This is a genomic window from Sanguibacter suaedae (assembly GCF_016342785.1).
Lineage (GTDB): Bacteria > Actinomycetota > Actinomycetes > Actinomycetales > Cellulomonadaceae > Sanguibacter > Sanguibacter suaedae.
Genome location: NZ_JAEINH010000003.1, coordinates 36992 through 56931, shown reverse-complemented (window position 1 = coordinate 56931; position 19940 = coordinate 36992). Strand labels below are relative to the sequence as shown.

The window sequence follows — 19940 nt, the reverse complement described above, 5'->3', positions numbered from 1 at the left end:
CGTGCCGGTCCCGAGGGCGGGCGTCGGCCGGTCACCGGTTCTTGGCCGCGAGGGTCTGGACGTTCGCGACGTAGCGCCTCGTGTCGTCGTACATCCCGTTGTTCCGCACCGACGCCTGCCCCTGGTAGTAGCCGGCGATCGCGGCGTCGAGCGTGGGGCTCGTGGCGACGAGACGCCCGAGGATGGCGACGCCCGCGGTGACGTTGTCCCTGGCGTCGAGGAGGTTGAGCTCGCGGCCCACGATATCCGACGCCCAGTCGCCCGACGTCGGGATGACCTGCATGGTCCCGATGGCGTTGGCGGGTGACACCGCCCGCTGGTCGAAGCCGGACTCCTGGGTGGCGACGGCGAGCGCGAGCGCCGGGTCGACGCCGTGGGCGACGGCGGTGTCCCTGACGATCTGGCGCATCTCGTCCTTGCTGGGGACCGTCATCGACAGCAACGTGGCCTTGTTCTGGTTCGCCGCGGAGACGACGTCGGTCGAGTAGGTGCGGCCGGCGAACGTGTCGCCGACGAGCTGGAGGGCGGGAGCCGGGGTGCCGGTCGGCACCGAGAGCGTCTGGCCCACCCGGATGAGGGCGTCGGCGCCGAGCCCGTTGTGGCTGATCATCTGGGCCACGGTGGTGCCGTGACGAGCGGCGATGCCCGAGACGGTGTCACCCGCGACCACCCGGTGGATGGCCGCGGGTGACGAGGACGGAGGGGGCGCGACGGATCCTGATGTCGTCGACGGCGCGGGCGCGGCGGTGGGGATGGTCAGCCGTTGGCCTTCGCGGATCCGGTACTCGGAGTCCAGCCCGTTGGCGGTCCTGATGGACTCGGTCGTGGAGCCGGTGCGCTGGGCGATGTGGCTCACCGTGTCCCCGAGCCGGACCTCGTACGTCTCGTCGGCGGCAGCGGGCGACGCGCTCGCCGCGATCGACGCGGCGGCCAGCGCGACGCCCGTCGTGCCGTACCGGACGGCGTAGCGGCCGAGGGTGCGGGGGAGCGAGGACGAGCGTGGAGCGGGCGTGGCGGTGGTCTCGTCGCAGGGTGTCGGCATGGTCCGGTCCGATCTCTGAGGGCACGGGTCCTTCGTGGGCCGTGCGGTCTGGTGTCGAGTCTGCGAGGGGGTGATGGTGCGGGTGGTGCTGGTGGTGAGCGTGGTGCTGGTGTGAAACCGCGTCCAGGTCGACCGTAAGCGACGACGCCCCCGAGCGAAAGCGCTCACGGGGCGCGGCGCGCCGTAGGCTGTGGCACGTGACTTCCTCCGACACCGCACCCCAGGACCCAGCGCGCAGCGCGGCCGATCTCGAGCGTCTCGACGCGCTCGTCGGCGAGTGGCTCAACCTCCCCGGCTTCGCCGACAGGCTCGGGACGAGCGTGTCGTCCGTCAGGAGCGCCCTGCGCGACCGGCGGATCGTCGGTGTGAAGCGGGGCGAGCGGCAGATCTTCTCGATCCCCGCGGTGTTCCTCGTCGCGAGCCACATGTCCAACCCGGCCGACCTCAAGCGGGTCGTCGTGGCCGAGGGAGGGCACGAGAAGGTGGTCATCCTCCCGTCGCTCCAGGGGACGGTCATCATGCTCGCCGACCAGGGCCTGACGGACGTCGAGATCCTCGAGTGGCTGTTCTCCGAGGAGGAGATGCTCGGGGAGACCCCCATGCGCGCGCTGCTCACCGGACGCAAGAGCGCCGTTCGCCGAGCAGGCCAGGCCGTGGTCTGAGCTCGCCGCCCCGGCCCGTCCGGGTGCAGTGACGCAGCGCCCAGGCGGCCCAGGCCGGGGGAGGTGTGTCAGGCGCTGCGGCGCACCGTCGACCTTGCGATCGCCGCGAGGGTCTCACCCGGCCCGTCGCGGAGGTCGAGCGCGGCGAACGCGCCGAACGCCTCGTCGGTGAGCGTCCCGATGAGCGCCTCGATCTCCTCCACCGCCCCCGAGCGTGCGATGACGTCCTGCATGCCGGCGATCTCGTTGTCACCGAGGTCCGGGCGCCCGAGCGCGCCCGAGAGGTCCTTGCGTGCCACGTCGTCCAGCGCCCGCATCGCGCGGACCACGAGGACGGTGCGCTTGCCCTCGCGCAGGTCGTCGCCGGCGGGCTTGCCGGTGGTGCGCGGGTCGCCGAACACGCCGAGGAGGTCGTCGCGGAGCTGGAAGGCCTCCCCGAGGGGCAGGCCGAACCGTGAGCAGCGCTCGAGGGCGTCGCTGCTCGCACCGGCGAGAGCCGCCCCCAGGAGGAGCGGGCACTCGACGCTGTACCGCGCCGACTTGGCTCGGATGACCTCGCGGGCCCGGTGCTCGTCCGCGTCGAGGTCCTCACCCCACGGGAGGACCTGGGCGTACATGTCGAGGTACTGACCGACCGTCACCTCGGTGCGCATCTGGGTGAAGACGTCACGGGCGGGTCCTGCTGCCTCGACGGGGAAGCCCGCGGTCGCGGCGAGGTACTCGTCCTCGCTCGACACCAGGCTGAGGTCGCCGAGGAGGATCGCGGCGGACAGCCCGAACTGGTCCCCGTCGCCCGCCCACCGCTCGTCGGCGTGACGTCGGGCGAAGGTGCGGTGCGCCGTCGGGACACCACGACGGGTGTCGGACTTGTCCATGACGTCGTCGTGGAAGAGGGCGGCCGCCTGGAACAGCTCGAGCGCCGCCCCCACCCCGACGACTCCGGTCCGGGCGCCCGTCGTGGGGTCGCCGCCGTGTGCGCGCCACGACCAGTAGCACAGGGCTGCGCGCATGCGCTTGCCACCTCGGAGCATCTGCTCCCACGCGTCGACCAGGGGGTCCGTGTCGGCGCTGATGCCGCGCAGCACGGCCCGGCGGTCGGCGAGGACGGCGGCGAGCCGGTCGTCGACGTCACGCCGGACGTCCTCGAGGTCGAGCAAGGAGGGCGCCTGGGAAGTCATGGGCCGAGCCTAGAGGGTCGTCGTGCCGTCCGCGCCGTCCGGCGGGCCGACGTCGCCCACACGGTGCCGAGCCCGGCCTCTCGTCCCCACCGCGACTCGTCGCGACTCACGTGGAGGCGTCCCGGCACCGACGATCGGGCGATGAACACGACACTGCGGGTGGACGAACCCCGCGAGATCCTCGCCCTCGTGCCCTACCAGCTCGGCTTCCGACCGACGAGGAGCGTGGTCCTCGTGAGCCTGCGCGGCCCTGCGCGACGCGTCGGGCTCGTCGTGCGTGCCGACCTCGACGACGTCGCCGACCCTGCCGACGGTCCGGGCGTGTGCGCCGTCCTCGCCTCGCACCTGGCCGACGACGGCGGCACCGCGGCGGTCCTCGTCGTCTACACCGATCGCCTCACGGGACCGGCGGACGCCGACCCGCAGGTCGACCGTGCCCTGCGCGGCCTGCGCGCCACCACAGACGTCGACACGCTCGACGTCTGGGTCGTCACGCCCGACGCGTACTTCTCCCCGGGATGCCCGGACCGGACGTGCTGCCCCGAGCGCGGCCGTCCGGTCCAGGACCTCGACGCGACCCAGGTGGGGGCACAGATGGTCCTCGCGGGCGTGGCCGTCGCGCCGAGCCGTGAGGACCTCGTCCGCCTCCCCGAGGTGCCCGCCGACGCCCGGGCACGGTCGCAGGCGGCCGCTCGCCGCAACCGTGCCCGCCGCGCGCACCTCGTCGGCGACGCAGCCACGACGGCGTGGCGCATCGAGGCGCTCGCGGCATGGTCCGAGTGCCGCGCCGCCCAGGTCGCCACGCCGGCCGGCGCACCTCTCCCGCCGGTCGTCCTCGGGCGGCTGCAGGCAGCTCTCGAGGACGTGCGGGTCCGCGACGCGGTCCTCGTCTCCCTGGTCCCGGGGAGGGACGCTCTCGCCTCCCTCGTGGTGCGCGACGTCGCCGGACAGGACACGAGCAGCGCCGTAGGTGACGCCGTCGCCGCCGTCGTCGACCCGGTCGCCGGACTGCGACCTGGCGAGCGCGCCCGGACCGACCGCGCCATCCTCGAGCAGGTCGCGTCCCACGCGAGCAGGCGCCGACGCGCGCCCGCCCTCACCCTCCTCGCTCTCCTCGCCTGGTGGCACGGCGACGGGGCCCGTGCGGCGTCCCTCCTCGCGCTCGTGGACCAGGCCGACCCCTCGTACCGGCTCGCGTCGCTCCTGCGCCGCGCGGTCGACGCGGGGATGCCACCGGGGTGGGCTGCGCTCGGGCGGTAGCGTTCCGGCGAGCCCGCGACGGTCCTGGGCGTGCCGTGACCGCCGGGCCGGTGCCGCCCACCTGCGACGACCTGACGCCGAGGTCCTGAGTCGGGTAGTTTCGGTGACGACGGCGCCGACCGGCGCCCGTCGCCGAAGGCCGGAGGACTGATGACTGTCGTCGTGGGATATCTCGCTACCGCGGAAGGACGCCAGGGGCTCGCCTCGGCGGTGACCGAGGCCGGGCGCAGGTCCACCGACCTCGTGGTCGTCGTCAGCGAGAAGTCGTCCTCACCCTCCCAGGAGGTCCTCGACCAGCGCGCGGCCGACATGGCCGGGCTCGAGGAGCAGGCGGGCGCGGCAGGGGTGAGCATCGACGTGCGGGTCCTCGACGAGCGTCACGACGTCGCGGACGACCTCATCGCCGTCGCCGAGGAGGTCCGGGCCGACGTCATCGTCATCGGTCTGCGACGCCGCAGCCCGGTCGGCAAGCTCATCCTCGGGTCGAACGCCCAGCGCATCCTCCTCGAGAGCCCGTGCCCCGTCCTCGCCGTCAAGCCGCAGCGGCAGGGCGCCGCCCAGTAGGGCCGTGCGCACGGAATACTCCGTGGGTGCGGACGGTTGCACCGGACGACGCCGGAGAGAGGGACCACGGGCCGTCCGAGCGCACGCCGACGGCGTGCCATCCCCTCGGGAGCCCCGGATTCTCACCCGGCACGTCGGCCAGCGGCACGCCCCAAGACCTCCCGGAGGACCTGCGGGGCGCGTCGGCAAAGTACAATAGGGGTTTACGGCTCCTCCGGTGGATCACCTGAGAGAGCCGGACACCGCCTACCTGAGATGCCGAAAGGTCGTTTGTGGCGCCCATCTCTGCGAATCCCGCCCTCCCGCGCGAATTCGAGCACCCAGCACTGCAAGAACTCATCCGTCGTGGGTCCGCCCACGGCCGTATCGACGCCGAGAGCTTCCGTGACGCCTGCGAGCAGGCGGAGGTCGCCGACGCGAAGCGGCTCAAGGCCGTGTTCCGTGCCTTCGCTGCCGCCGGTGTCGACGTCGACCTCCCGGCGACGAAGGTCGCGGCCGCCGCGTCCACCCGCGCCACGAGCACCACGGCACGCGCGGTGAAGCCCAAGGCCGCCGCTGCGACCAAGGTCGTCGAGGGCGACGCGGACGCGTCCGCTGATGCCTCGCCGGTGACCACCACGAAGCGGGCTCCGCGGAAGGCGCCCGCGACGAAGGCGGCAGCCCCCGCCAAGCGCACGCGGCGCAAGACGGCCGCCGACTCGGTCCCGGAGGCGGACGGCGTCGTCGTCGACGAGCCCGTCGAGGTCGATCCGGCCACCGTCACCGCCAAGGCCGGCGAGGAGCCCGACGAGTCACGCGGCTTCGTCTACTCGGACGCCGACGACGACGACGCACCTGCCCAGCAGGTCGTCACCGCAGGTGCCACCGCCGACCCGGTGAAGGACTACCTCAAGCAGATCGGCAAGGTCGCGCTCCTCAACGCCGAGCAGGAGGTCGAGCTCGCCAAGCGCATCGAGGCCGGGCTGTTCGCGGAGGAGCGCCTCGCGTCCGACACGAAGTTCGAGGCGAAGGCGCGTCGCGAGCTCGAGTGGATCGCCGGGGACGGGCGTCGGGCGAAGAACCACCTGCTCGAGGCCAACCTGCGTCTCGTCGTGTCGCTCGCCAAGCGGTACACCGGCCGCGGGATGCTCTTCCTCGACCTCATCCAGGAGGGGAACCTCGGTCTGATCCGTGCGGTCGAGAAGTTCGACTACACGAAGGGCTACAAGTTCTCCACGTACGCCACCTGGTGGATCCGGCAGGCCATCACGCGCGCCATGGCCGACCAGGCACGCACCATCCGTATCCCTGTGCACATGGTCGAGGTCATCAACAAGCTCGCCCGCGTGCAGCGCCAGATGCTCCAGGACCTGGGCCGCGAACCCACCCCGGAAGAGCTCGCCAAGGAGCTCGACATGACGCCCGAGAAGGTCGTCGAGGTCCAGAAGTACGGTCGTGAGCCGATCTCGCTGCACACACCCCTCGGTGAGGACGGCGACAGCGAGTTCGGCGACCTCATCGAGGACTCCGAGGCCGTCGTCCCCGCGGACGCAGTGAGCTTCACCCTCCTGCAGGAGCAGCTGCACCAGGTCCTCGACACGCTCTCCGAGCGTGAGGCCGGCGTGGTCTCCATGCGCTTCGGTCTCACGGACGGGCAGCCCAAGACGCTCGACGAGATCGGCAAGGTCTACGGCGTGACGCGTGAGCGGATCCGCCAGATCGAGTCGAAGACGATGTCGAAGCTGCGGCACCCGAGCCGCTCGCAGGTGCTGCGCGACTACCTCGACTGACGGGCACCCACGGCTCGCGCCGTGCTCCCCGGGCACAGACGACTGATGCCCACCCCCTGGTGAGGGGGTGGGCATCAGTCGTCTGTGCGTGATCGGCGCCGACGAGGGACGCCGAGCGGCGGGTGCCGGCGGGAGATCAGCTCCTCGCGCCGGCCCCGTGCTCCTCGAGCAGACGGTCGGTCTCGTCCTGGATGTGCGTGGCGACGCCCGTGAAGGCGTCGGAGTGCGCTCGTGCGTGGTGAGCGCAGAACAGGAGCTCGCCCGAGGGGAGGACGACTCGCACGTAGGCCTGAGCGCCGCAGCGGTCGCAGCGGTCGGCCACGGTCAGGGCTTCGGTCGTTGTAGTCACCTGACCATGAAACCACCTTCCTCCGCCGCGTGGGGGCGGGTTCGCTCCCCGCGTATTCGCGCGGATCCGTGGAGAGCAGCCTTGGCGGGGGGTGTCGGAGGGACCCGTTAGGCTCTGACACCGTGACGACGGCATCCGCGGAATCCAGCTACACGGCACGGCACCTCTCTGTCCTCGAAGGGCTGGAGGCGGTTCGCAAGCGCCCGGGCATGTACATCGGGTCGACGGACTCCCGTGGCCTCATGCACTGCCTGTGGGAGATCATCGACAACTCCGTCGACGAGGCCCTCGGAGGGCACTGCACGGAGATCGGCATCGTGCTCCATGCCGACACGTCGGTCACCGTCCGCGACAACGGCCGTGGCATCCCGGTGGACGTCGAGCCCAAGACCGGTCTGAGCGGAGTCGAGGTCGTCTACACCAAGCTCCACGCGGGCGGGAAGTTCGGCGGTGGCTCCTACACGGCGTCGGGCGGTCTCCACGGGGTCGGCGCGTCCGTCGTCAACGCCCTCTCGTCGCGGCTCGACGTCGAGGTCGACCGGGCGAGCAAGGTGCACCGCATGACGTTCCGGCGCGGCGAGCCTGGGCACTTCGACGACACCCGGGGGATCGGGCCCGACTCCCCGTTCACCCCGTTCACCGACCGGTCCGAGCTCGTCGTCGCGGGCAAGGCGAAGAGAGGACAGACCGGGACGCGGGTTCGGTACTGGGCCGACCGCCAGGTCTTCCCGAAGTCCGCGGTCTTCTCCTACGACGAGCTCGTCACCCGGGTCCGTCAGACCACCTTCCTCGTCCCCGGCCTCCAGATCACCGTCCGGGACGAGCGCGGCGTCCCCGGGACGCCCGGCGAGTCCGGGCCGCACGAGGAGACGTTCGTCCACCACGGCGGGACGGTCGACTTCGTCGAGTTCCTGGCACCTGACGCACCCGTCACCGCGACGTGGCACCTCACCGGCTCGGGGACCTTCAAGGAGACGGTCCCGGTCCTCGACGAGCGCGGGCACATGGTCGCCCAGGAGGTCGAGCGGGACTGCGAGGTGGACCTCGCGATGCGGTGGGGCACGGGCTACGACACCGAGGTCCGCACCTTCGTGAACATCATCTCCACCCCCAAGGGTGGCGCCCACCTCGCCGGGTTCGAGGCCGGCCTCCTCAAGGTCGTGCGCAAGGCGGTGGAGGCGAACGCGCGACGGCTGAAGGTCTCCACGAAGGACTCCGCGGAGCGCATCGAGAAGGACGACGTGCTCGCCGGCCTCACCGCGGTCCTCACGGTGCGTCTCGCCGAGCCCCAGTTCGAGGGGCAGACGAAGGAGGTGCTCGGCACCGCGCCCGTGCGGGCGATCGTCGCCAGGGTGGTCGAGCAGCAGGTCAACGCGATGTTCTCGTCCCCGAAGCGAGACGACAAGACACAGTCAACGATCCTCCTCGACAAGATCGTCGCCGAGATGCGCGCGCGGCTCTCCGCGCGGAAGCAGAAGGAGATCTCCCGGCGGAAGAACGCGCTCGAGACCTCGGCCCTGCCGTCGAAGCTCGCGGACTGCCGCAGCGACGACGTCGAGCGCAGCGAGCTGTTCATCGTCGAGGGGGACAGCGCCCTCGGGACCGCCAAGCTCGCCCGCAGCTCCGACTTCCAGGCGCTGCTGCCCATCCGCGGGAAGATCCTCAACGTCCAGAAGGCGTCCGTGAGCGACATGCTCCGCAACGCCGAGTGCGCTGCCATCATCCAGGTCCTCGGTGCCGGGTCCGGGCGCTCCTTCGACCTCGAGGCCGCGCGCTACGGGAAGATCGTCCTCATGACGGATGCCGACGTCGACGGCGCCCACATCAGGACCCTCCTGCTCACCCTGTTCTTCCGGTACATGCGCCCGCTCGTCGATGCCGGTCGTGTCTATGCCGCGGTACCGCCGCTGCACAGGGTCGAGGTCATCGGTGCAGGCTCCAGGAAGAACGAGTTCATCTACACGTACTCCGAGCAGGAGCTCTCCGCGACGCTGAAGAGGCTCGACAAGAGCGGCAAGCGGTACAAGGAGGACATCCAGCGGTACAAGGGTCTCGGAGAGATGGATGCGGACCAGCTGGCCGAGACCACCATGGACCCCCGGCACAGGACGCTCCGCCGGGTGACGGCCGACCACGCGGAGTCCGCGGAGCGGGTCTTCGAGCTGCTCATGGGGTCCGACGTGGCGCCCCGCAAGGACTTCATCGTCGCCGGCGCCGACGCCCTGGACCGTGCTCGGATCGACGCCTGAGCGTGGGGTGCACAGGGCCGGAAGGGGATGGTCCGGGCCGAAGGTCTGTTCCGCGGAGGCCGGGAGTCCCTAGGGTGGGGCCATGAGCAAGACCTCCGAGCGTCCGCGCGCGTCCGTCCCGCTGCCATCGTCCGACCTCGGGCTGCGCTGGCGTGCGCTGGAGCCCGCCGACTGCGAGGCGCTCCACGGTCTGGTCTCGGCGATCGAGGGCGTGGACCAGCCGCCGTACCGTACCGCCCTGGCCGAGGTCGCCGACCAGTTCGTCGGTGACTGGAAGGACCCTGCGCGGGACACGCTCGTGGGCATCGACGAGGCGGGCGTGTTCCGCGCCTACGGCACCGTCGAGTGCCCGCCCGGGGACACGACCGTCATCCGGGCCTTCCTGGCGGGTGGCGTGCACCCTGAGGTGCGTGGGGCAGGAGTGGGTCGGGAGGTCGTCGCCTGGATGACCGCCCGGGCCCGGCAGAAGCTCGCCGAGAGGACGGACGACGTCCCGCGGCGGATCGCGGTCTTCCTCGACGACACGGCCCCTGACCAGTGGCACCTCTTCGAGCGTGCCGGGTACGGGGCCATGCGGTTCTACTCGAACCTCCAGCGGGACCTCTCGGAGCCCGTCCTCGACGTCCCGCTCGCCGACGGCCTCCGCGTCCTGCCCTGGTCGTCCCAGCTCGACGACGCGGCTCGCCACGCCCACAACGACGCGTTCCGTGACCACTGGGGGAGCCAGCCGGCGACCCGCGAGTCGTGGCAGCACGGCAGGAGCATGTTCGCGCCCACGTGGAGCTTCGTCGTCGTCGACGACAGCAAGGCCGACGACGTCCCCTACGTCGTGGGCTACCTCCTGTCGGGGCGCTACGAGCAGGACTGGGAGGTCACGGGACGGACCACCGGGTACATCGAGACGCTCGGTGTGCGACGTGCCTACCGTGGGCGGAAGATCGCCGTCGCCCTCCTCGCCGCAGCCATGCGTGCCTACACCGCGAGCGGCATGGGCTACGCGGAGCTCGACGTGGACGCGGACAACCCCTCGGGGGCCTTCGGCCTCTACTCGAGCCTGGGGTTCGTCAAGGTCCAGGGATCACGGATGTACTCCCTCGAGCTGTGAGAGGGGACGGGCGCGTATGAGACGTGCCGCGCCCGTCGGGCTCGTCACGCCTAGACTTCCCGACGTGCTGACACACCGATCCACCTCGTGTCCTTCCGTCCCCGGGCGCCGTGCCGTTCTCGTCACCGCGAGCCTCGTGGCCCTCGTGCTCTCCGGGTGCTCGTCCGACCCCGAGGGCACCGACGCGCCCTCCGCCTCGGTGTCCGCGGACGCCGGGACGACGGCAGACCACGCGCAGGCCTCCGCGACGTGGCTCGCCGACCTCAGCGACGGCCAGGTCGTCGAGACGGAGTTCGACGGTGCCACGTACCCCGACCAGGGCCTCACCGCGGACATCGTCCTCGCGCTCACCGCCGCCGGTGACACCGCCGGCGCCGCAGAGCTCGCGACGGCCCTCGCCGCACCGGACGTCGTCCTCGGGTATGTCGGCGACGGCCAGGACGCCCTCTACGCGGGCTCTCTCGCCAAGCTCGTCACCGTCCTCGACACCGCAGGGCTCGACCCGCGCAACGTCGACGGCCGTGATCTCGTCGCCGAGCTCGAAGGTCTCGAGGCGCCCACCGGACGGTTCAGCGACCGCGGGGCGGACGACTACTCGCACACCGTCTCCCAGGCGTGGGCGCTCCTCGCGTCGAGCACCGTCGGCGAGGGGACGCCCAGCGGTACCGCCTACCTCGTAGCCCAGCAGTGCACCGACGGGGGCTACCCCGCGCAGCTCGCCGACGAGCCGGACGGCGACTGCGAGGGCGACGTGGACGCCACGGCGTTCTCCGTCTCGGCGCTCGTCGCGGCGGGGGAGGACCCGGAGGCCGAGACGGTGAGCCGCGCCCTGGGATGGCTGGACTCCGTGCGGCTCCAGGAGGACTCGGGCGCTGCGTGGGCCGCCTCCGGGGAGGAAACCCCGAACACCAACAGCACCGCCGTGGTCGTCAGCGCGCTCGAGGACGCGGGCCAGGACGGCTCCGCAGGGCGGGACTGGCTCGTCGGGCAGGTCGGTGAGGACGGGACGTTCGCCGTCGCGGGCGAACCGGACGCGCGGGCGACCGCTCAGGCGACGATCGCCCTCGCGGGGACCGGACTGGCGCAGGTCCTCGGCGCCGGAGCCTGACGTGCCCACGGCGGCGCCCGTGAGCGGCCCGCGCCTGCGTGCGCAGGTGCTCGGGGCTGCCGTCGCGGCCGTCGCGGCCGTGGCGTCGCCCGGGGGCGCCGCGGCGGAGGACCGGCCACAGCCGTGCGAAGGTGTCACCGTCGTCGTCGACCTGGGCGTGCTCGCGAACGCCGACGGAACAGGGTCCGTGGGCTGTGCGCCCGGGGAGGAACCTCTGACCGCGTCCTCCGCCCTCGACGCGGCGGGGGTGGGCGTCACGGGGACCGCGCAGTGGGGGGCGGCGTTCGTGTGCCGCGTCGACGGACGACCCGCAGCCGATGAGGACGTGACGATCCCGGGCGGGGGCGTCGTGCGCGAGACCTGCGCGCGCACACCGTCGGAGCTCGCCTACTGGTCCGTGTGGCACGCCGCTGACGCGAGCGCGTGGACGTACGCGACGGTCGGCGTCACCGAGCTCCGGCTCGCGCCCGGGGACGTCCTCGGACTCTCCTTCGCCACCAGCGGCGCCGAGCCCACGGGGCCTGACCTCTCGCCCGCCTCTGCGCGGGCCGGGGACCTCCCGTCCGGGTGGGCCGCGCGGCCGGCGTCGTCGCCCGGCGACGAGCCCGACGTGACGTCGCGCCCCGAGCAGGACGCTGCCCCGTTCCCTGTGGTCCCTGTGCTGGCGCTCGTCGTCGTCGGGCTCCTCGTCGGGGTCGCCGTCGCCCGCGGACGACGACCATGACCGTGCACCCCGCCGCGTGGTGGGTCTGGGCGCTCGTGCTCGTCGGAGCCGCCGCCGCGACGACCAACCTCCTCGTCCTCGCGCTCCTCGTCGCCGTCGTCGGACTCGTCGTGTCCGTCCACGGGACGGACCGTCGCCGTGACTTCCGCCTCTACCTCGTCGTCGCGGCCTCCGTCGTCGTCCTGCGGACCGTCTTCCGCGTCGTGTTCCCCGCCGACCGGGGGGAGCCCGTCCTCACCCTGCCGTCCGTCGACATCGGCCCTCTCCACCTCTTCGGGCCGGTCAGCGCCGAGGCCCTCCTCTCCGGCGTCAGCGGAGGAATGCAGCTCGCCGCGATGATCCTCGCCATCGGCGCCGCCCACTGCCTGGCCGACCCGCTCGAGCTCCTCAAGCACGCACCTCCCGCGCTCGCCGGACTGTCCACCGCCCTCGTCATCGCCGTCTCCGTCTTCCCCCAGCTCACGCGGTCCGTCCACGACGTCCGTCGTGCCGCCCGCCTGCGCGGCGGTCGGTCCGGTGTCCGCGGCACCCTCGTCCCCGTCCTCGAAGGAGCGATGGACCGGTCGCTCGCCCTCGCCGCGGCGATGGAGGCGCGCGGCTTCGGTGGGGCCCGTGGCACGTCCCGCCCGCGCTCCCAGACGGCGCTCGTGCTCGGCGCGACCGTCCTCCTCGGGTTCGCCGCGTACGGTCTGCTGGACGACGCCTGGCCCTCGTGGGCCCCCGTGGCGTTCGTCGGGTGCGCGGTCCTGTGCGGCGGTGGCGCGGTCGTGCTCGACCGGTCCGCCCGCCGGACCGTGTACCGACCCACGCCGTGGACGCTGGGTGCGAACGTCACCGTCGGTTGTGCCGTGCTCGCCGCGCTGGGCCTCCTCGCGCTCGTCCCGGCGGACATCCGGACCCCGGCGCCGGACAGGGTCCCCGACCTCACGTGGGCGGGGCTGGTCGCCCCGATCGTCGCCGGATCGCCCGTCCTCCTCCGGCCGTCGCGGACGGTCGCGTCGTGATCGAGCTCGCCGCCGTGGGCGTGCGCCACCACGCCGGCCCGTCGGTGCTCCGCGATGTCGACCTCCACGTCGAGGAGGGCGAGCTCGTCGTCGTGGCGGGAGCCACCGGTGCGGGGAAGTCGACGCTCCTGCGGCTCCTCAACGGGTCGGTCCCGCACAGCACGGGCGGGCACGTCACCGGCGAGGTCCGTGTCGCCGGACGGTCCCTGCGCACCACGCACCCGCGGGACATGGCCGACCTCGTCGGGTCCGTCGGCCAGAACCCCGCCCACGGCTTCGTCACCGCGTACGTCGAGTCCGAGCTCGCGTTCGGGATGGAGCAGCAGGGCGTCGCCCCGGCAGCCATGCGGCGCCGCGTGGAGGAGACCCTCGACCTCGTGGGCATCGCCGACCTGCGCGACCGGCGCCTCGACACGCTGTCCGCGGGGCAGCAGCAACGGGTGGCCGTCGGTGCCGTCCTCACGGCCGGGCCCCGCGTCCTCGTCCTCGACGAGCCGACGTCCGCCCTCGACCCCGTCGGCGCCGAGGAGGTCCTCGCGACCCTTGCCCGGCTCGTCCACGACGTCGGGCTCACCGTCGTCCTCGCCGAGCACCGCCTGGAACGGGTGGTCCAGCTCGCGGACCGAGTCGTCCACGTGCGCGAGGGGCGTGTCACGGCGGGGACGCCCCAGGAGATCCTGCCCGGCACGGCGCTCGCGCCACCCGTGGTGCGGCTCGCGACCGCCCTCGGTTGGTCTCCCGTCCCGCTCTCCGTGCGCGACGCGCGACGCCGCGCCGCGATGGCCGTCATCGAGCCTGTCGGTGCCCTCGGCGGTGCGCCGGCACCCGCGGGACCGGTGCTCCTCAGGTCACGGGGGACGAGCGTCCGCCACGGGCGGGTCGACGCAGTGCGGTCCGTGGACCTCGACCTGGCCGGTGGTGAGGTCGTCGCGCTCATGGGCCGCAACGGCTCCGGCAAGTCGTCCCTCCTGTGGGCGCTGCGCGGCATCGGCCCGCGGCACGCAGGGACCGTGGACGTCCGTGGCCAGGACCCCCGCGACGTCGCGCCGACCATCGCCCGTCGGCTCGTGGGCCTCGTCCCGCAGGACGTCACCGACCTCCTCTACCTGGAGACCGTCGCTGACGAGTGCGCCACCTCGGACCGCGACGCCGGTGTGTCCGCCGGGACCACGGCGGCGCTCCTGCGGACGCTCGTCGACGACGTCGACGGGGCGACGCACCCACGCGACCTCTCCGAGGGTCAGCGGCTCGCGCTCGTCCTCGCGCTCACCCTGGCCGCACCACCCCGCGTCCTGCTCCTCGACGAACCCACCCGAGGCCTCGACCACGACGCCAAGACCAGCCTCGTCGCGCGCCTGCGGGACCTCGCCCGCGACGGGACCGCGGTGGTCGTCGCCACCCACGACGTCGAGCTCGCCGCCGACCTCGCCGACCGGGTCGTCCTCATGGCGCAGGGCGAGATCGTCGCCGACGGACCCGCCCGCGCCATGCTCACCGGCTCGCCGGGCTTCGCGCCGCAGATCGCCAGGATCATGGCCCCCCGCCCGTGGATGCGCCTCGCCGACCTCTACCTCGGAGCGGACCAGGCACCATGACCGTGGCCCACCCACGCGCCACGGCAGTGGTCCTCGCCCTGACGAGCGTCGTCGGGCTCGCCGTCTTCTGCTGGCCCCTCGTCGCGAGCGTGACGCCCAGGGGCGGAGGGCAGAGCACCCCGTGGCTCGTCCTCGTCCTCCTTCCCGTCCTCGTCCTCGTCGTGCTCCTGCACCTCGGGCAGGGCGGCCTCGACGCCCGCACCCTCGCCATGCTCGGCGTCCTGTCCGCCGTGAACGCCGCCCTGCGGCTCGTCGGAGCCGGGGTCGGTGGCATCGAGCTCGTGTTCTTCCTCCTCGTCCTCGCCGGGTACGCCTTCGGGCCCGTCTTCGGGTTCCTCCTCGGCGCCGTCTCCCTCTTCGCGTCCGCGCTCCTCACCGCAGGCGTCGGGCCCTGGCTGCCGTTCCAGGTGCTGGCCTGCGCCTGGGTGGGGCTCGGAGCCGGGATCCTCGGCCACCTGCTCCGCGGCCGGGTCGCTCCGCGCGGGACGATCGAGCTGGCAGCGCTCGCCGCGTACGCGGTGCTCGCCGCCTACGCCTTCGGGCTCCTCATGAACCTCTGGTTCTGGCCCTTCGCCCTCGGCGGCGACACCGCCGTCTCCTACGTGCCCGGAGGAACGCTCGGGGAGAACCTGCGCCGGTTCCTCCTCTTCACCCTCACCACATCCCTCGCCTGGGACACCGTCCGCGCCGTCACCAGCGTCGTCGCTGTCGTCGCCCTCGGCAGGCCCGTCCTCGGGACCTTCGCCCGGGCGCGGCGACCGGCGTCGTTCGGGTAGGGCGACGGGAAGGACCGCCCGCACGGCGCCACCGCGTCAGCACAGGTGCGGGGCACGCCTCGGCGCTGTTGAATGAGCGGAGCAACGGTCCACCCGTGCCACCGCGGCATCATGACGTCACCGACAGGAGCAGCCCGATGGTCTCGATGAGCAAGGCGGTGCAGGTGGGCGTCCGGTGGGGTCCGAGGATCGGGATCGCGGTCCGTGGCCTCGACGAGCTCAACCGTCGGTTCCCCGACGCGCCAGGCCGGGCTGCTGCCACCGCACGCACGATCGGTGAGCAGATGCGCGGTGCGCGAGTCCGGCAGAGCACCGCGGGACGGGTGCGTCACGTCCTCGTGATCGTCAGGGACGCCGTGGACGCGATGGAGCAGGACCGGGCAGGACACGATGCGTTCAGGGAGCGTGCGGAGCAGTGGCGGCGCCGCGCCACCGACCTCGACACGGCCCTGCGGCTCGCGGACACTCAGCCAGTGAGACGACGCAGGGGGCACCTCGCGGCGATCCGGCTCCACGCTGACGCGCTTGCCGAGGAGGTCCTCCTGGAGCTCGGCGTCGCCACCCGCGCCGCCGCGACCGACGAGGGGCACCGATGACGGGGCACAGGATCTTCGGGACGAGCTTCGCGAGCATCTACCCGCTCTACGTGGCGAAGGTGGAGCGCAAGGGGCACACCAAGGACGAGGTCGACATCGTGATCCGGTGGCTCACCGGCTACGACGACGCCGGTCTCGAGGCGGCGCTCGCGGACGAGAGGGACTTGGCGTCGTTCTTCGAGCACGCGCCCTCCATGAACCCCGACGCGACGCTCATCACGGGGCTCATCTGCGGTCACCGGGTCGAGGACATCGAGGACCCGCTCATGCAGAGGATCCGGTACATGGACAAGCTCGTCGACGAGGTCGCGCGCGGCAAGAGGATGACGTCGATCCTGCGCGGTGGTGCCAGCGGGACACCCACCGCCCCGTGATCCCACCCGTCATACGGAGAAGTACTTGGCCTCCGGGTGGTGGAAGACGATGGCGTCGGTCGACTGCTCGGGGTGCAGCTGGAGCTCGTCGGAGAGCACGACGCCCACACGCCCGGCGTCGAGGAGGTCCATGACCTTGCGGCGGTCCTCCATGTCGGGGCACGCCGGGTAGCCCAACGAGTACCGGGCACCGCGGTAGGACACCTTGAACATGCCCTCGAGATCCGCCGGGTCCTCGGCGGCGTAGCCGAGCTCCTCGCGGATGCGCGAGTGCCACATCTCCGCGAGGGACTCCGTGAGCTGCACCGACAGCCCGTGGAGCTCCATGTACTCGCGGTACCGGTTCTCCGCGAACAGCCGTGCCGTGTGCGTGTCGACCCGGGCGCCCACGGTGACGAGCTGGAACGCCACCACGTCGACCTCGCCCGACTCCCGCGGTCGCACGAAGTCCGCGAGGCACAGGTGCCGGTCGCGCCGCTGCCGGGGGAACGTGAACCGCACCCGTTCGGTGCCCGGCTCGCCACCGCTGCCCCCGTCAGGGCCCTCGTGGTGGAGCACCACCATGTCGTCCCCGTCGGACACGGCGGGGAAGTACCCGTACACGACCGACGGGTCGAACATGTCCTGCGTCTTGATGCGGTCCAACCAGTCACGCAGGCGTGGTCGTCCCTCGGTCTCCACGAGCTGCTCGTAGGACCGGGCGTCGTCGCCGCGCGACGGCTTGAGGCCCCACTGACCCATGAACGTCGCACGCTCGTCGAGGAACGCGGCGTAGTCCGCGAGCTGGATGCCCTTGACGATGCGGGTGCCCCAGAACGGCGGCGTCGGGACCGGGTTGTCCGTGGCGACGTCCGACCGGGCCGGCAGGTCCTCGGGTGCCGTCTCCGTGACGGTCACCGTCGCGTGGCGGCGCTTCTTCAGGGCCGGCAGGCCCACGGCGTCGCGCGCCTCGCCCCGTGCGATGCGCACGAGCGGCTCCATGAGCCGCAACCCCTCGAAGGCGTCCCGCGCGTACCGGACCTCGCCGTCGTACACGTCCGCGAGGTCGTCCTCCACGTACGTGCGGGTGAGAGCTGCGCCACCGAGCAGGACGGGCCACCGCTGCGCGTAGCCACGGGCGTTGAGCTCCTCGAGGTTCTCCTTCATGACCACCGTGGACTTCACGAGCAGCCCGGACATGCCGATGACGTCCGCGTCGTGCTTCTCGGCGGCCTCGATCATCGCGGCGACGGGCTGCTTGATCCCGATGTTGATGACCGTGTACCCGTTGTTCGTGAGGATGATGTCGACGAGGTTCTTCCCGATGTCGTGGACGTCGCCGCGCACGGTCGCGAGCACGATCGTGCCTTTCCCCGCCTCGTCGGTCTTCTCCATGTGCGGTTCGAGGTGGGCGACGGCCGTCTTCATGGCCTCGGCCGACTGGAGGACGAACGGGAGCTGCATCTGCCCGGACCCGAAGAGCTCGCCCACCACCTTCATGCCGGCCAGCAGGTGGTCGTTGACGATGTCCAGGGGGCGCATCCCCTCGGTGAGCGCGAGGTCGAGGTCGGCGTCCAAGCCCTTGAGCTCGCCGTCGACGATGCGTCGCTCGAGGCGCTCACCCAGGGGGAGCGCGGCGAGCTCCGCGGCGCGCGCGTCCTTCACGGCGGCGGTGTCGACGCCCGCGAAGAGGTCGAGGAGGTGCGCGAGGGGGTCGTGGGTCATGGCACCGGTGTCGTCGAACCGGCGGTGGTCCCACACGAGGTCCAGGGCGGCCTCCCGCTGCTCGTCGGGGATCTTCGACAGCGGCAGGATCTTCGCGGCGTGCACGATCGCGGAGTCGAGACCCGCCTGGACGGCCTCGTGGAGGAACACGGAGTTGAGGACGACGCGCGCCGCCGGGTTGAGCCCGAACGACACGTTCGACACCCCGAGGGTGGTGTGCACCCCGGGGTACCGGGCCTTGAGCTCACGGATGGCGGCGATCGTCTCGATGGCGTCGCGGCGTGTCTCCTCCTGCCCGGTCGCGATGGGGAACGTCAGGGTGTCCACGACGATGTCGTCGACCGCCATGCCCCACGCGCCGGTGAGATCATCGATGAGCCTCGATGCGATGGCGACCTTGCTCTCGGCGGTGCGCGCCTGGCCCTCCTCGTCGATGGTCAGCGCGATCACCGCGGCACCGTGCTCGCGGACCAGGGGCATGATCCGCGCGTACCGGGACGTCGGCCCGTCGCCGTCCTCGAAGTTCACCGAGTTCACGACGGCGCGCCCGCCGACGAGCTCGAGCCCGGCCTGCAGGACGGCGGGCTCGGTGGAGTCCAGGACCAGCGGCAGGGTCGAGGCGCTCGCCAGGCGCGAGACGACCTCGCGGGCGTCAGCCACCCCGTCGCGTCCCACGTAGTCGACGCACACGTCGAGCAGGTGAGCGCCGTCGCGCGTCTGCGCGCGGGCGATCTGCACGCACTCGTCCCAGTCCTCCGCGAGCATCGCCTCCCGGAAGGCCTTCGATCCGTTCGCGTTGGTGCGCTCACCGATGGCGAGGAACGACGCGTCCTGCTCGAAGTCGACGTGCGTGTACAGGCTCGCGACGCCGTTCTCCGGTACGGGGGAGCGCGGTGCGACGGGCACACCGCCGACGCGCTCGACGACGTGCCGCAGGTGCTCGGGCGTGGTGCCGCAGCACCCGCCGACGAGGCCCAGGCCGAACTCCCGGACGAACTGGGCGTGCGCAGCTCCGAGCTCCTCCGGGGTGAGCGGGTAGTGGGCGCCGTTGGGCCCGAGGACCGGGAGCCCGGCGTTGGGCATGCACGTCACCGGGACCGTGGAGTGCTTGGCGAGGTGGCGCAGGTGCTCGCTCATCTCCGCGGGACCTGTGGCGCAGTTGAGACCGATCGAGTCGACGCCGAGCGCCGCGAGGGTCGTGAGCGCCGCGCCGATCTCGGAGCCCATGAGCATGGTCCCCGTGGTCTCCACGGTGACCTGCACGAGGACGAGGATCTCGTGGCCCTCGGTAGCCATGGCCTCCTTGGCCCCGTTGATGGCGGCCTTGGCCTGGAGGAGGTCCTGGCTGGTCTCGATGAGGACGGCGTCCGCGCCGCCGCGCAGGAGGCCGGTGGCCTGCTGGGCGAAGGTGTCCTTGAGGTGCGCGTACGTGGTGTGCCCGAGGCTGGGGAGCTTGGTGCCCGGCCCCATGGACCCCAGCACCCAGCGTGGCCGGTCCGCCGAGGCGTGGGTGTCGGCGCTCCGGCGGGCGATGCGCGCACCGGCCTCGGCGAGCTCGACGATGCGGTGGTCGATCCCGTAGTCGCCCAGGTTGGACCAGTTGGCGCCGAAGGTGTTGGTCTCGACGCAGTCGACGCCTACCGCGAAGTAGGCGTCGTGCACGGCCTCGACCACCTCGGGGCGTGTCACGTTGAGGATCTCGTTGCAGCCCTCGTGGCCCTCGAAGTCGTCGAGGGTGAGGTCGGACGCCTGGAGCATGGTCCCCATGGCGCCGTCCGCCACGACGACGCGCTCCGACAGGGCGGACTTCAGGGCGGCGGCGCGCGGGGTCAGCATGCGATCGAGTCTAGGCAGCGTCCGGTGGGAGGGATGCTGGCGCCC

Annotated in this window: 17 protein-coding genes; 13 read left to right on the top strand and 4 right to left on the bottom strand. The window is 72.3% G+C overall.

What is annotated here, in order from left to right:
* Positions 1-31: 31 nt before the first annotated feature.
* Positions 32-1042, bottom strand: coding sequence for a lytic transglycosylase (locus JAV76_RS04320; protein WP_198732808.1), 1011 nt, complete (start codon positions 1040-1042; stop codon positions 32-34).
* A 197-nt stretch (positions 1043-1239) separates the two neighbouring features.
* Between JAV76_RS04320 and JAV76_RS15205 the strand changes: the two genes are divergently transcribed.
* Positions 1240-1704, top strand: coding sequence for an Rv2175c family DNA-binding protein (locus JAV76_RS15205; protein WP_198732807.1), 465 nt, complete (start codon positions 1240-1242; stop codon positions 1702-1704).
* Positions 1705-1772: 68 nt separating this feature from the next.
* On the opposite strand, the gene JAV76_RS04310 is transcribed toward JAV76_RS15205, so the two are convergent.
* Positions 1773-2882, bottom strand: a complete 1110-nt coding sequence (locus tag JAV76_RS04310; protein WP_198732806.1) for a polyprenyl synthetase family protein — start codon at positions 2880-2882, stop codon at positions 1773-1775.
* A 141-nt stretch (positions 2883-3023) separates the two neighbouring features.
* Between JAV76_RS04310 and JAV76_RS04305 the strand changes: the two genes are divergently transcribed.
* From JAV76_RS04305 to JAV76_RS04295, 3 genes are all read left to right on the top strand, one after another.
* Complete coding sequence (locus JAV76_RS04305; RefSeq protein ID WP_198732805.1) at positions 3024-4142, top strand: DUF4192 domain-containing protein; 1119 nt, start codon at positions 3024-3026, stop codon at positions 4140-4142.
* A gap of 150 nt (positions 4143-4292) precedes the next feature.
* A complete protein-coding gene (locus tag JAV76_RS04300) occupies positions 4293-4706 on the top strand; it encodes a universal stress protein (RefSeq protein WP_198732804.1) in 414 nt (137 codons plus the stop codon).
* A gap of 272 nt (positions 4707-4978) precedes the next feature.
* Entirely contained in the window at positions 4979-6475 is a 1497-nt protein-coding gene (locus JAV76_RS04295) for an RNA polymerase sigma factor (RefSeq protein ID WP_198732803.1), read from the top strand.
* A 136-nt stretch (positions 6476-6611) separates the two neighbouring features.
* Here the strand turns inward: JAV76_RS04295 and JAV76_RS04290 are convergent, their stop codons facing one another.
* On the bottom strand, positions 6612-6824 hold the full coding sequence (locus JAV76_RS04290; RefSeq protein WP_198732802.1) for a DUF7455 domain-containing protein: 213 nt from the start codon (positions 6822-6824) through the stop codon (positions 6612-6614).
* Positions 6825-6946: 122 nt separating this feature from the next.
* Here JAV76_RS04290 and JAV76_RS04285 point away from each other — a divergent pair, with 122 nt between their 5' ends.
* The 9 genes from JAV76_RS04285 (at position 6947) to JAV76_RS04245 (ending at position 16355) form a co-directional block, all read left to right on the top strand.
* Positions 6947-9073, top strand: a complete 2127-nt coding sequence (locus JAV76_RS04285; protein WP_198732801.1) for a DNA gyrase/topoisomerase IV subunit B — start codon at positions 6947-6949, stop codon at positions 9071-9073.
* Positions 9074-9155: 82 nt separating this feature from the next.
* The gene (locus tag JAV76_RS04280; RefSeq protein ID WP_198732800.1) at positions 9156-10178 is read left to right on the top strand and encodes a GNAT family N-acetyltransferase; all 1023 of its coding nucleotides are present in this window, start codon (positions 9156-9158) and stop codon (positions 10176-10178) included.
* A gap of 64 nt (positions 10179-10242) precedes the next feature.
* A complete protein-coding gene (locus tag JAV76_RS04275) occupies positions 10243-11286 on the top strand; it encodes a prenyltransferase/squalene oxidase repeat-containing protein (protein ID WP_198732799.1) in 1044 nt (347 codons plus the stop codon).
* 1 nt (position 11287) lies between these two features.
* On the top strand, positions 11288-12010 hold the full coding sequence (locus JAV76_RS04270; protein WP_198732798.1) for a hypothetical protein: 723 nt from the start codon (positions 11288-11290) through the stop codon (positions 12008-12010).
* Positions 12007-13014, top strand: a complete 1008-nt coding sequence (locus JAV76_RS04265; RefSeq protein ID WP_198732797.1) for an energy-coupling factor transporter transmembrane component T family protein — start codon at positions 12007-12009, stop codon at positions 13012-13014. Before JAV76_RS04270 ends, JAV76_RS04265 begins: the two co-directional genes overlap by 4 nt.
* Positions 13011-14609 carry an ABC transporter ATP-binding protein gene (locus JAV76_RS04260; RefSeq protein WP_198732796.1) on the top strand — a complete coding sequence of 533 codons (1599 nt, stop codon included), beginning with the start codon at positions 13011-13013 and terminating at the stop codon, positions 14607-14609. Before JAV76_RS04265 ends, JAV76_RS04260 begins: the two co-directional genes overlap by 4 nt.
* The gene (locus JAV76_RS04255; RefSeq protein ID WP_198732795.1) at positions 14606-15385 is read left to right on the top strand and encodes an ECF transporter S component; all 780 of its coding nucleotides are present in this window, start codon (positions 14606-14608) and stop codon (positions 15383-15385) included. Before JAV76_RS04260 ends, JAV76_RS04255 begins: the two co-directional genes overlap by 4 nt.
* A gap of 137 nt (positions 15386-15522) precedes the next feature.
* Positions 15523-15981 (top strand): hypothetical protein, encoded by a 459-nt coding sequence (locus JAV76_RS04250; protein WP_198732794.1) that lies wholly within the window; start codon positions 15523-15525, stop codon positions 15979-15981.
* Positions 15978-16355, top strand: a complete 378-nt coding sequence (locus tag JAV76_RS04245) for a DUF2200 domain-containing protein (RefSeq protein WP_198732793.1) — start codon at positions 15978-15980, stop codon at positions 16353-16355. Before JAV76_RS04250 ends, JAV76_RS04245 begins: the two co-directional genes overlap by 4 nt.
* A gap of 9 nt (positions 16356-16364) precedes the next feature.
* Here JAV76_RS04245 and metH read toward each other — a convergent pair whose 3' ends face one another.
* A complete protein-coding gene (metH, locus tag JAV76_RS04240) occupies positions 16365-19895 on the bottom strand; it encodes a methionine synthase (RefSeq protein WP_198732792.1) in 3531 nt (1176 codons plus the stop codon).
* Positions 19896-19940: the final 45 nt, after the last annotated feature.